The sequence below is a fragment of the Shinella sp. G-2 genome (assembly GCF_050172695.1).
Taxonomy (GTDB): domain Bacteria; phylum Pseudomonadota; class Alphaproteobacteria; order Rhizobiales; family Rhizobiaceae; genus Shinella.
Map to the genome: position 1 here is coordinate 1 of NZ_JBBEYH010000010.1, position 12,062 is coordinate 12,062.

A 12,062-nucleotide genomic window follows, 5' to 3' on the forward strand; every position below is an offset into this window, starting at 1 on the left:
GATGATCATCATCGTGGTCTGGTCCTGCACCGGCGCGTTGATCGCGGTGCGCGGCACGTCGACCAGCACGACCCAGGTCGCGCCGACATCCGGCAGGGTGAAGGGGTAGACGATGCGGTCGAAGTTGGCGAGGTCGTCGAACGAGAGATTGGCGATGCGGTCCGGCTTGCCGGTGGCGAGCGCCTGCTTGACGACCTCGCCGCCATCCCCCTCGTAGTCCTTCATCAAGAGGTCTTCCGTCGGCCCGACGATCCATTTGCCGGACTGCGAAAGCAGCGTGACGCGGCCGGTTCCAAAGGGTTTCAACTGGATGAGCTTGTCGTGGAACGTCTTCAAGGAAATGTCGACGCCGGTCACGCCGATGAGCTTGCCGTCGGCTTTGACCGGATAGGCAATGGACGCCATGGTGAAATCGACACCGGTCGAGCTTTCCACATAGGGCTGGGTTATGTTGCCTTTGCCGGTCTTCGCGGCCAGCGCGTACCATTCGGCCGCATAGTCGGACTTGAAGGTCGAAAGCTTGGCAGAACCGTCCGTCTGCCGGGTCCAGAACAGGTTGAACGAACCGTCCGCATAGGTGCCGTTTTCAAGCTGCTCGGGCGTTTCGCGCGATTTGCCGTCGAAGGCATTCGGTTCCTCGGCAAACCACGCGCCGAAGGCGAAGCTGTTCTTGTCGAGGCTCGATCTCGTGATATCGACGACTTCCCTGCGATCGAGATGCCCGCCGGCACGCCCCAGCTCGATGACGCCCGACATGGAGCGGGCCGCGCTGACGATCTGGCCGACATCGGTCGCGATATCGGCCGCGATCGCCTTCGCCTCGGTACTGGCCTGCGCATAGACGAGATCGGAAACGCGGTTCTGCGTCTGGTCGATCAGCACGGTATTCGAGGCGAGCATCACCAGGGCGATCGTGCCGCCCGTGACCACGATGAGCTTCGTCGCGAGCGACTTGGCCATAAGCTTGAGCATGAAATCCTCACCATGAAAGACGTCTGCGGCGATGGCCGCGACGGGACACGTTCGTTGCAGAGGTCTCCATCATGGAGGGAGAAGCGCACGACCGGCGCCGGAGTGGGAGCAGCTTCCAGAAGCCTGCCGCCAAATTCGTTTATTGTCTAAAATTATTAATAAACACCAAGTTTCAGGCTGTAGAAAAGGCGGAACGCAACCGCACGCCCGCCGAGGAAAGGGGCAGCGATCGGCCGAGAACCCGCGGACATCAGCCGGAACCGTTTGGCCTTGAGGCGAGCCCCTTGCGCTTGCCTCGATAACGGCCTATAAACTGAACCATATGGTTCAGTATTCAAATCCTCCGCTCGACCTCTCCTTTGCCGCGCTGTCGGATGCGACCCGCCGCGGGATCATCGACCAGCTCGGGCAAGGCAACGCGTCGATCACCAGTCTGGCGGACAGGTTCAAGATGACGCTGACCGGCATGAAGAAGCATGTCCAGGTTCTCGAGCGAGCGGGGCTCGTCGTCACGCACAAGGTCGGGCGGACAAGGACCTGCCAGCTTGGACAACGCGGGCTCAAGGCGGAGGCGGAGTGGATCGAGGCGCATCGCCGGCTCTTCGAGGCCCGCTTCAACGCATTGGACGACATCATCCTTGAAATGAAACAGGAGGGAAGCGATGAGCCAGCAGGGTAAAGGCGCTGGTGGCGCACACAACCGCACCGCGGTCGAACGCAGAGGCGATCGCGAACTCGTCGTGACGCGGATATTCGATGCGCCGCCGAGCATGGTCTACAAGGCGTGGAGCCAGCCCGCGCTGTTCCAGCGCTGGTGGATGCCAAAATCGGTCTCCGGCATATCCCTCGTATCGTGCGACATGGACGTTCGCACCGGCGGGAAATACCGGCTGGAATTCGGCGTCGACGGTTCCGAGACCATGGCCTTCTACGGCAAGTATCTCGAAGTGGTGCCGAACGAGCGCATCGTCTGGACCAACGACGAGGGCGAAGAGGGTGCGGTCACGACCGTGACCTTCGAGGACCGGGGCGGGACGACGCTGCTGACCTTTCATGAGCTCTATCCGTCCCGGGAGGCGCTCGATGAAGCCCTCCAGGGCTCGGCCGCCGCAATGCCGGAGCAGCTCGAGCAGCTTGAAGAGCTGCTTTCCGGCATGGGCGCGTAGCGGATCGGAAACACACGCCCGGGCGCGCGTTTGCTCCCGGAGGAGCTTCTGAAAACCGGCCGCTCGCGGGCCGTTTCCCGGCCGGCGGAAACGGTCCGGAGAACATCCTTCACAAAAGCTGCCGCCTGAGCAGCGCCTCGAGCCAGTCGGCAAAAACCTGCAGCCGGCGTGAAAGATGCTGGCGATGCGGATAGAGAAGGGTCATCGGCATCGGTTCCGCGCGATAGGAAGGCATCACCTCGACGAGTTCGCCGGCGTCGAGATGGTGCCGGACGTCATAGGCGGGAATCTGGATCAGACCCAGGCCGGCCACGCAGCAGGCGATATAGGCTTCGGCGCTGTTGACGGCGACGCGGCTGCGCATCGGTCTTGTCCTGCGCGCACCGTCTTCGACCCATTCCCAGGCCTCGATACGACCGCTCGATGGCGAGGCGTAATTGATCGCCAGATGATCGTGCAGCGCGTCCGGCATTTCTGGCACGCCATGGCGCCGGAGATAGGCGGGGCTTGCGACATTGATCAAGGGAAGGTCGCCAAGCGTACGCGCGATCAGGCCGGAATCGGCGAGCGGCCCAACGCGCAGCACGCAATCGACACTGTCCTCCACCAGGTTCACCGCGCGGTCGGTGACGCCGAGATCGATATCGATCTCGGGATAGGCATCGAGAAATTCCGGAAGGGCCGGTGCAAGGACAAGCCGTCCGATGCGGCCCGGAACATCGATGCGAAGCCGGCCCGAAGGGGCGGCGGTCTGGCGGAAGACGTTCTCGGCCTCCTCGACATCCGCGATCAGCCGCAGGCAGCGCTCATAGAAGGCCGCGCCGTCCTGCGTCGGCGAGACCACCCGTGTCGTCCGGTGCAGCAGCCTCGCGCCGACACGGCCTTCCAGCTCCTGCACCGCCGCGGAGACGGACGAGCGGGGCAAGCCCAGCATATCGGCTGCGCGCGTGAAGCTCGAACAATCGACGACACGGACGAAGATGCGGAACAGGTCGATACGGTCCAAGCAAGGCCCCCTATTATCCAGAAATGACGACAGGTGATTTCAGAACGGTTGGCTTTATAGGACTGTTCTAGACGATATCGTGCAGCCTCGAAAGCGGTCGCATTGGCGCGACCGCAGACAGCACGGAGGCGCACGCCATGACCGACCACAGCATCAAGGGCAAAACCGTTATCATCGCCGGAGGCGCAAAGAACCTCGGCGGGCTGATCGCGCGCGATCTCGCTGCGCACGGGGCCAAGGCAATCGCCATCCACTACAACAGCGCCGCCACCAAGGCCGACGCGGACGCAACCGTCGCCGCCGTGAAGGCCGCGGGCGCAGAGGCGGTCGCCTTCCAGGCCGATCTCACCACGGCCGGCGCAATGGAAAGGTTCTTCGCCGACACGCGCGCCGCCATCGGCAAGCCGGATATCGCGATCAACACCGTCGGCAAGGTGTTGAAGAAGCCGATGGTTGAAATCTCGGAAGCCGAATATGACGAGATGAGCGCGGTCAACGCCAAGTCGGCCTTCTTCTTCATCAAGGAAGCCGGCAGGCACCTCAACGACAACGGCAAGATCTGCACGCTCGTCACCTCGCTGCTCGGAGCCTTCACGCCCTTCTATGCCGCCTATGCCGGCACCAAGGCGCCCGTCGAGCACTTCACCCGTGCCGCGTCGAAGGAGTTCGGCGCACGCGGTATTTCGGTGACGGCGATCGGTCCCGGACCGATGGACACATCGTTCTTCTATCCGGCCGAGGGCGCCGAAGCGGTTGCCTATCACAAGACGGCGGCCGCGCTCTCGGCGTTCTCCAGGACCGGGCTTACCGATATCGAGGATATCGTCCCCTACATCCGCTTCATGGTTTCCGAGGGCTGGTGGATGACCGGCCAGACGATCCTCGTCAATGGCGGTTACACGACCAAGTGATAGTATCGGGCGGCCTGACGACGCATTGTCAGGCCGTCGACCGCACGCGATCGGGTATCAGGGGGTTCTCATGCATATGCTTCTCGTCATCGTCGGAGGCGCCGTCCTGCTTGGCGTCTTCCTCCTGTTCGGAAAACTCTGGGGCGGCGATCCTGCCGGCATGGCCACCGGGGCCAGGCTCTTTGTCCCGGCCTGGCTGGTCGTGGCGCTGGTCAATATGTGGGTCGGCGTAAACAGGGCCGGCTACACGGTCGCCGAGGAACTGCCGATCCTCCTCGTCGTCTTCGCGGTGCCGGCGGGCCTTGCCGCCCTTATCGCCTGGCAACTGGCGCGCGGCTGATCCATGGCGAGGCCGGGACGTGACACGGCGGAAAACTTCTTTCATAAGAACGGGATCCGAAGCACCTCCATCGCCGAAAGCCCCTCTTGAGCCCCGAAGACGATCCGCGCGCCGATGTGCCCACCCCGCGCATGTTCTCCTGGGCGCGCAATTCGACGATCTATCGCATCGAACGGCGCATGCACACGGAAAAGCAGCTCTTCGATGCCGTCGCCCGCAAGGCGCGGGAGAAATTCGAGGATATCAGCGACGCGCAGGTCAAGGCGCTGGCCGATGCCGCGGTGAAATTCGCCTATGACAACAAGGCCCTCGACGATACGGCCTTTGCCGAAATGAGCAGCCGCTCAGGCATGCGCAGCGGCCGGTCGAAGCGCGCGGTCGTGCAGAGGCTGTCGCAGAAGGGCATTGACCGCGAAACGGCCGCCGCCGCCGTGGCCGAAATGGACGACCTCTATGCCGCCGTCGTGCTCGCCCGCAAACGCGCCTTCGGCCCGTTCCGCAAGGTCGAGCTGGACGACAGGCGCAAGGCCAAGGAACTCTCCGCCTTCACCCGCGGCGGCTTCAGCTTCGAGACCGGCAAAAGGGTCCTTGCCATGACGCTGGAAGACGCCGAGGCGGCGCTGGACGCCGGCCGTCATCTCTGACGGCCGACGGCAGGCCTCAGGTCACGCGGTAGAAGGTCGCCCTCGCCAATGTTCCTGCCCCGTCGGTCAGCAAGGTGCCGACGAAGGCCGCATCGCGCAGCCACGCATAGGGACCGTCCGCCACTTCGAACGTCGGCACCGTGCGCCCCCGGAAATCGCCATTCTCGTCGGCGCGCACCGTGCCCGCATTGATCAGCGAGATCAGCACGCCGTCATCGGTGCGCAGCGTGTAGCGCGCCCAGATTTCACTGACGCCGTCCGGCCGGGTCAGGCACCAGTCGGCGCCGCCGGGCAGGACCGCGCCGGCAATCCCGGGTCCGGTGAAGCGCCCGCCGGTGATCGGAATGATTTCGCGCACGCCGCCGCCGACTTCGCCGACGACAAGGGCCGGCGCGATCTCCGCCTCGATGCGCATGACAAGGTCCAGCCCCGGCTGATCCGTCTCCGCCATGATCTCATCCCCCTCAAAGCCCGAGCGCTATGCCGTCCTTGCGCGATTCCGACCCGCCGGTCAGCGTGCCGTTTTCCCAGTCGACGCGGATCGCCTGCGCCCCGCCGATCGGCCCTTCGGCGGCAACGAGCGAGAAACCGCGCCGTTCGAGTTCGCTTGCCGTCGCGGCCGGCAGCGTCTGCTCGGCTTCGACAAGCGTGCCGTCCGATTTCGGAATGAGGCGCGGCAGGTCGATCGCCTCCTGCAGATCCATGCCGTAGTCGAAGACCTTGGAAATGAGATGGGCATGGCCCATGGCCTGATAGTAGCCGCCCATGACACCGAAAGGCATTTCCACGCGGCCGCCGCGTGTGACCATGCCGGGAATGATGGTGTGAAGCGGTCTCTTGCCCGGCGCGACGACATTGGGATGGCCCGGCTTCAGGGAGAAACTCTGGCCGCGATTGTGCAGCACGACGCCGGAGCGCGGCGCGACGAGGCCGGTGCCGAAACTGTCGAAGACCGAGTTGATGAAGCTGACGGCATTGCGGTCACGGTCGACGACGGAAATATAGACCGTGTCGCGGTGCAGCGGCATGTCGAAGGCCGGCAGGTCCGTCAAGGCGCGGCGAAGATCGATCATGCCGGCCAGCCGGTCGGCAAGACCGTCCGACAACAGGTCCCCGACCGGCACATGCGCCTTGTCCGGGTCGGCGATCCAGGCGTCGCGCGCGGCATAGGCAAGGCGCGTCGCCTCGATTTCCAGATGCAGTCTATCCGGCGATTGCGGATCGCCCTTGGCCTCGAAGCGGCTCAGGATATTGAGGATCAGCAGCGCGATGATGCCCTGGCCGTTCGGCGGGCATTCATGGATGGTGTAGCCCCGGAAATCCGTCGTGACGGGCGTCACGTAGTCGCCGCGCGCCTCGGCGAAATCCTCCAGCGTGTGCAGGCCGCCGAGCGAGCGGAGGTAGGACACCATGTCCTCCGCCACCGCTCCCGTATAGAACCCGTCGCGCCCTTCGGCCGCGATGCGCCTCAGCGTCGCGGCAAGCTCCGGCTGATGGTGCACCTCACCGATTTTCGGCGCACGCCCCCTGGGCAGGAAGATGCGCGCGGCGGTCGGCTCGGAACCAAGCAGCTCCTCCTCCAGCAACCAGTCGCGATGAACGCGCGGGCTGATCGCATAGCCCTCCTCGGCAAAGCGGATGGCCGGCGCCAGCACCTCGGCAAAGGGCATGCGGCCATGATCGGCATGCAGCCGCGTCCAGGCATCGATGGCGCCGGGAATGGTCACGGCCGAGGGCGATTGCCGCGGCACTTCGGCAAGGCCCCGTTCGGTGAACCAGTCGAGCGTCAGCGCCGCGGGCGTGCGCCCGGACCCGTTATAGGCGACGACCTTGTCGGACCCGCCGGGCGCGAACAGCACGAAGCAATCGCCGCCAATGCCCGTCGAGCCGGGCTCGACGACGCATTGCACGGCCGAGGCGGCAATCGCCGCATCCATCGCGTTGCCGCCGGCCTCGATGATCTGCAAGGCGGCGAGCGTCGCGGACGGGTGCGACGTCGCCGCCATGGCGTGGCGGGCGACGGCGACCGAGCGGGTCGGCCTTTCGAAATTGCGCATTCTTTTCGTCCTCCTCGAATGTCTCTTTGCGCTGCCGGTCGGCACGCCTTTTATCTTGACGGTCAGGGCACCGCGTTCACGGCAAAGCCCTTGCCGAAGCGCTCGCGGACCTTGCGGGAAAAAGCGGAGACGGTGGCGTGGTCAGCGGAGCTGGCCGTAACGAGCACGAATTCCACGTCCTCCAGCGCCGGCAGCAAGGGCGGGGCGATCTCGCGAAGGCCCGAAGGCGCGAGGCTGCGCGGCTGCACCAGCGCGCCCATGCCCGCGCGTGCCGCCGCCGTCAGCCCGCTCAGGCTCTGGCAGGAGCAGACGATGCGCCAGGGCGTGCCCGCACGTTCCAACGCTTCCATCAGCAGTATCCGCGTGAGGCTCGGCGGCGGAAAGACGATCAGCGGCAGGACGGGCTTGGCCAGGATCGCCTCGGGGTCGCTCGCCAGCCACACCAGCGGTTCGCGCAGGATGGCATCGCCGCGCTGCTCGCCGATCCGGCGTTTGGCCATGACCAGATCGAGCTCGCCGCGATCCTGCATGTCGGCCAGCGTCTTGGAGAGCGCGACGGAAAGCTGGAGATCGACGGAGGGATGATCGGCAATGAAGTCTTCCAGCAGGCCCGGCAGCTGCCCGCTTACGAGGTCCTCGGAAATGCCGAGGCGGAAGGGGCCGCGCGGCGCGTCGGCATCGAAGCGCGCCACGGTCTGCCGCTCCAGTGCGAGAAGCTGGCGGGCGTTCGGCAGCAGCGCCTCGCCATCGCTCGTCAGGCGCACGGCATGCGTATCGCGGTCGATCAGCCGCCGGCCGAGACTGCGCTCGAGGCGCTGGAGATGCTGGCTGACCGTGGACTGGCCGAGATTCAACCGCTCCGCCGAAAGCGTGAAGCTTTTGGTCTGGGCCACCATGACGAAGCTGCGGAGCTGGGCGAGGTCAAGCATATCACGTTTCTCGATAATCATTATCGATTGCATCGCAAAACAGGATAGCGCATTTTAAAGGCCTGTCGAGACCTCCCCGGACCGTGACCGATGAAACGCTTCCTCCCCGATACATTCACCCTGCTGCTTCTCGGCGCGGTGCTGCTGGCATCGCTCCTGCCGATTTCGGGCGAACCGGCGGCGTGGTTCGGCATTGCCACCAATATCGCGATCGCGCTGCTGTTCTTCCTGCATGGCGCGCGTCTTTCGACGGACACCGTCGTCGCCGGCTTCCTGCACTGGCGTCTGCAGCTCTTCATCCTGGTGACGACCTTCGCGATCTTCCCGCTGCTCGGCCTCGGGCTCGGCCTGTTCTCGCCCTGGCTGATCGACCAGCCGATCTATCTCGGCCTGCTCTTTCTCTGCGTGCTGCCCTCCACCGTGCAGTCGTCCATCGCCTTCACCTCGATTGCCGGCGGCAATGTACCGGCCGCGATCTGCGCGGCATCGACATCGAACATTCTCGGGATTTTCCTGACGCCGGCGCTGATGGCGCTGCTCTTCTCCACCAGCGGCAATGCCGGCATTTCCTTCGACATGATCTGGAAGATCATGCTCCAGCTGTTCCTGCCCTTCGTCGCCGGCCAGGTGCTGCAACCCTTCATCGGCAACTGGATTCGCTCGAAGAAGACGCTGCTCAATCCGTTCGACCGCGGTTCCATCCTGATGGTCGTCTACCTCGCCTTTTCCGAGGCGGTGACGGAGGGAATCTGGCACCGGCTGGCCATGGAGGATCTCGCACTCCTCATCCTGGTCGACGGCCTGCTGCTCGCCGCCGTGCTCCTCATCACCAGCCTCGGCGGCAAACTCCTGGGGTTCAGCCGGGAAGACCGCATCACTGCCGTCTTCTGCGGTTCGAAGAAGAGCCTTGCCAGCGGCGTGCCCATGGCGAGCGTCATCTTCGCCGGCCAGTCGATCGGCGCCATCGTGCTGCCATTGATGCTGTTCCACCAGATCCAGCTCATGGTCTGCGCCTGGCTGGCGCGCGTCTACGCCGACCGGCACAAGGCCATCACGGCCGAACCCGCCGAGGCGCGCTGACAGAGAAGCGTCAGGCGCTCAGGAAATCCGCCATTTCGGCGTGGTAGAAGGTCTTGGTGCGCGGGCCGGCGAGGATCGGGTCGATCCTGCGCACGCATTCCTGATAGTGCGGGGTCTTGCGGTGTTCGTCGAGCGCTTCCGGCGACTTGAAGACCTCGTAGATGATGAAGCTGTGGTCGTCTTCCGGGCTGCGCAGCACGTCGAAGCGCAGGTTGCCCGGCTCCTGCCGCGTGCCCTCGTAGTTGATACGGAACGCCTCCAGAAATTCGGCGGCATGGCCCCGCTTGACGTTGATGCTGACCATCTGGATGAGCATGTCTTGATCCCTGCTGTGTTGAATCTCGGGTGAAGAAGTTAGAGGCCCGGCGCTTTCCACATCGCCGTGGTGACGCCCTCGTCGACGAGCTGGCGCTGCAACGCATAGGCGCGCGCCCAGCGTTCGCCGGCTTCGTCGTAGATGGCCTTGTGCTGGGCATTCGGCTCGAAATGTTTGTCCCAGCGCACCCAGGCCCCGGCCGCCTCGACAAAATCGTGGCAAAGGCCGATGCCGATGGCGGCGGAAGCCGCACATCCGAGCGCGGTCGCCTCCTTGACAACGGGCGTCACGACCGGAAGCCCCGTCGCGTCGGAAAGAATCTGCGACCAGTGGGCCGACTTCGATGCGCCGGCGGCGAAGACGATCTTGTCCGGCGTCTTGCCGGACAGCGTGAAGATGGCCGAAAGATTGCGGGCCGCGACGATGGCGGCATTTTCCTGCAGCGCGCGGAAGATCGCGGCCTTGCCCGACTTTTCCGGATCGATGGAGAGGTTCAGCAGCGATGGAGCGGCGTGATACCAGTTGCCGTAGTGCATGACGTCGGAGAAGACCGGGATGATGCCGTAAGCGCCGATGGGCACACCCGCCGCCTTTTCCTCCAGCAGCCGATAGGCATCGCCGCCCGGCCCCGCGGCAGCCACCTCTTCCGCGCCAAAACTGTCGCGGAACCAGCGCATGACAATGCCCACGAAGAAGCTGATCGCCTCGGCCTGGTTGAGACCGGTCACGACATGCGGATTGATGCGCAGGTCCATCGACGGATCGGAGATACCGGGACCGACATTGACCACCTGCTGCCAGAAGGTGCCGCCGAGCACGGCGCAGTCGCCTTCGTTGACGACGCCGATGGCCGCCGCGCCGCTCTGGCAGTCGCCGCCGCCCATGACCACGGGCGTACCGGCGGCAAGGCCGGTCTCGCCCGCCGCTTTCTGGGTGACGCGGCCGATGACGGCGCCCGGTTCGACGCTTTCGGGAAAGATGTCGTCCCGCATGCCGGCCCTTGCCATCGCTTCGGGCAGCCAGTTGCGCTTCGCCAGACTGTAGAGCCCCGTCGTGCCGGCATTGGAGGGATCGCTGGCGATGACGCCGGAAAGGCGCGCCAGCACCCAGTCGGACAACATGCTGATCCGGTCGATGCGGGTATAGATGTCCGGCAGATTGCGCTTCAGCCAGAGAAGGCGCGGCAGCGCGCCGAGTGCGAAGGTCTGGCCGGTCTCGGCATAGAGGTCGCGTTCCAGGCCCGGGAATTCGCGCTTCAGGTCGCGGACCTCGCTGACGGCGCGGCTGTCGACATTGGCACAGGCCCAGATTTCCCGGCCGCTGCGATCGTAGGCGACGATGGCCTCGCGCATGCTGGTGGCGCTGACGGCGCGAATATCGCCCGCGTTGATGCCGGCCTCGGACATCGCCTGCCGGATGGCGCGCGACAACAGCGACCAGTTGCCTTCCACGTCGAAATCCATCGAGCCCGGAAAGCGCGGATCGGCCTTGTGCCACCATTCGTGCTGGGCGCTGGCGATCTGGTTGCCGTTCTCGTCGAAGATGACGGCGCGGCCGCTGCCGGTGCCGGCGTCGACGGCCAGCAGGTAGGAAGTCGTCATGGGTCAGTCCTTGATCTCGATGAGGCCGGCGGCCGTCGTTTCGTCGGTGATGAGAATGCCGACGAACTTCCCGCGCAGCGCCGCATGGATGGCCTGCACCTTCTGGATGCCGCCCGCCGCTGCCACGACCTTCTCGGCGCGCGACAGCGCCGCGAGCTTCACGCCGATCACCCGGTCATGCAGCGGCAGGTCGAGCGGCTCGCCGCGCTCGTTGTAGAACTGGCAGAGGATATCGCCGACCGCGCCCTTGCGGCGCAGCGGCTCCACCTCGTCGGGACTGACATAGCCGGACCGCACGACGGTGGACGCGGCGGAAAGCTCGCCGATGCCGACGAGCTGATAGGTGGCGTTGAGCGCCATGTCGAGCAGGTTGGCCACGGCGGGCTCGGAGGAAAGGTTGCGCGCCACATCCGGATCGCGCACGACGAGCGGCGCGGGGACCAGATGCACGCCGCTGCCCCAGTTGGCCGTGCGCATGCCGTCGACATAGGTGCCGACGCCGCCGGTGAGGCTGACGAGACCGATATTGCGTTCGTTGGCGAGATGGCCGAGCCGCTGGATAGTGTTCGAGACCGTGGCCCCCCAGCCGACCGCGAGGAGGTCGTCCGTCTGCAGCCGCTGCATGAGGAACTGCGCGGCCGCCTGGCCGAGCCGGTCGCTCGGGTCCTGATCGGGGAGCTGCGGCACGACATAGGCTTCGAGCAGCGCGTAGCGTTCCTTGATCTGCCGCTCCAGCGCAAGGCAACCCTGGTAACGCGAGTTGATGCGAACCTGGATGATGCCCGAGCGCCGGCCACTTTCGAGCAGGCGCGAGACCTTTATGCGCGACATGTTGAGCTTTTCGCCGATCTCGTTCTGCGTCAGCCCGTCATTGTAGTAATACCAGGCGATGCGGGTGAGGATCTCCTCGTCCGTATCGGCGTAGCTCCATTCCCCGTTGTCCGTCGCCATGCAAGCGGCCCCCTCGGTCAATTTCTGATCATTTGAATAACAAAAAAACTTTTGATACGTCAACGGACCCGTGCGACGAAAAATTCTTC

At 64.9% G+C, this 12,062-nt stretch carries 14 protein-coding genes; 6 read left to right on the top strand and 8 right to left on the bottom strand.

Features of this window, described 5'->3' with window-relative positions:
- Positions 1-972: cache domain-containing protein (locus V8U06_RS16580; protein ID WP_427141585.1), on the bottom strand; the 972-nt coding region annotated here is incomplete at its 3' end.
- Between the two features lie 322 nt (positions 973-1,294).
- On the opposite strand from V8U06_RS16580, the gene V8U06_RS16585 reads away from it, so the two are divergent.
- Together V8U06_RS16585 and V8U06_RS16590 are read left to right on the top strand one after the other, a co-directional pair.
- Positions 1,295-1,651, top strand: a complete 357-nt coding sequence (locus V8U06_RS16585; RefSeq protein ID WP_226923585.1) for an ArsR/SmtB family transcription factor — start codon at positions 1,295-1,297, stop codon at positions 1,649-1,651.
- A complete protein-coding gene (locus tag V8U06_RS16590) occupies positions 1,635-2,138 on the top strand; it encodes an SRPBCC domain-containing protein (protein ID WP_427141586.1) in 504 nt (167 codons plus the stop codon). Before V8U06_RS16585 ends, V8U06_RS16590 begins: the two co-directional genes overlap by 17 nt.
- Positions 2,139-2,247: 109 nt before the next feature.
- Here V8U06_RS16590 and V8U06_RS16595 read toward each other — a convergent pair whose 3' ends face one another.
- Positions 2,248-3,144, bottom strand: a complete 897-nt coding sequence (locus V8U06_RS16595; protein ID WP_427141587.1) for a LysR family transcriptional regulator — start codon at positions 3,142-3,144, stop codon at positions 2,248-2,250.
- A 137-nt stretch (positions 3,145-3,281) separates the two neighbouring features.
- Here V8U06_RS16595 and V8U06_RS16600 point away from each other — a divergent pair, with 137 nt between their 5' ends.
- The 3 genes from V8U06_RS16600 to recX all read left to right on the top strand — a co-directional run bounded on the left by V8U06_RS16600 (position 3,282) and on the right by recX (position 5,039).
- Entirely contained in the window at positions 3,282-4,055 is a 774-nt protein-coding gene (locus V8U06_RS16600; protein WP_427141588.1) for an SDR family oxidoreductase, read from the top strand.
- 70 nt (positions 4,056-4,125) lie between these two features.
- Entirely contained in the window at positions 4,126-4,395 is a 270-nt protein-coding gene (locus V8U06_RS16605; protein ID WP_427141589.1) for a hypothetical protein, read from the top strand.
- Positions 4,396-4,481: 86 nt separating this feature from the next.
- The gene (recX, locus tag V8U06_RS16610) at positions 4,482-5,039 is read left to right on the top strand and encodes a recombination regulator RecX (protein WP_427141590.1); all 558 of its coding nucleotides are present in this window, start codon (positions 4,482-4,484) and stop codon (positions 5,037-5,039) included.
- Positions 5,040-5,055: 16 nt separating this feature from the next.
- Here the strand turns inward: recX and V8U06_RS16615 are convergent, their stop codons facing one another.
- From V8U06_RS16615 to V8U06_RS16625, 3 genes are all read right to left on the bottom strand, one after another.
- Positions 5,056-5,490, bottom strand: a complete 435-nt coding sequence (locus tag V8U06_RS16615; protein WP_427141591.1) for a DUF3237 domain-containing protein — start codon at positions 5,488-5,490, stop codon at positions 5,056-5,058.
- Between the two features lie 13 nt (positions 5,491-5,503).
- Positions 5,504-7,096, bottom strand: coding sequence for a gamma-glutamyltransferase (ggt, locus tag V8U06_RS16620; protein ID WP_427141592.1), 1,593 nt, complete (start codon positions 7,094-7,096; stop codon positions 5,504-5,506).
- A 62-nt stretch (positions 7,097-7,158) separates the two neighbouring features.
- A complete protein-coding gene (locus V8U06_RS16625; RefSeq protein ID WP_427141593.1) occupies positions 7,159-8,025 on the bottom strand; it encodes a LysR family transcriptional regulator in 867 nt (288 codons plus the stop codon).
- Between the two features lie 90 nt (positions 8,026-8,115).
- On the opposite strand from V8U06_RS16625, the gene V8U06_RS16630 reads away from it, so the two are divergent.
- Positions 8,116-9,105: a bile acid:sodium symporter family protein gene (locus V8U06_RS16630; protein WP_427141594.1), complete on the top strand. Its 990-nt coding sequence runs from the start codon at positions 8,116-8,118 to the stop codon at positions 9,103-9,105.
- A gap of 10 nt (positions 9,106-9,115) precedes the next feature.
- Here the strand turns inward: V8U06_RS16630 and V8U06_RS16635 are convergent, their stop codons facing one another.
- The 3 genes from V8U06_RS16635 to V8U06_RS16645 are packed head-to-tail and all read right to left on the bottom strand — an operon-like array spanning position 9,116 to position 11,973.
- Positions 9,116-9,421 (bottom strand): antibiotic biosynthesis monooxygenase, encoded by a 306-nt coding sequence (locus tag V8U06_RS16635; protein ID WP_226922827.1) that lies wholly within the window; start codon positions 9,419-9,421, stop codon positions 9,116-9,118.
- 38 nt (positions 9,422-9,459) lie between these two features.
- Complete coding sequence (gene lsrK / locus V8U06_RS16640) at positions 9,460-11,022, bottom strand: autoinducer-2 kinase (RefSeq protein WP_427141595.1); 1,563 nt, start codon at positions 11,020-11,022, stop codon at positions 9,460-9,462.
- 3 nt (positions 11,023-11,025) lie between these two features.
- Positions 11,026-11,973, bottom strand: a complete 948-nt coding sequence (locus tag V8U06_RS16645; RefSeq protein ID WP_427141596.1) for a sugar-binding transcriptional regulator — start codon at positions 11,971-11,973, stop codon at positions 11,026-11,028.
- Positions 11,974-12,062: the final 89 nt, after the last annotated feature.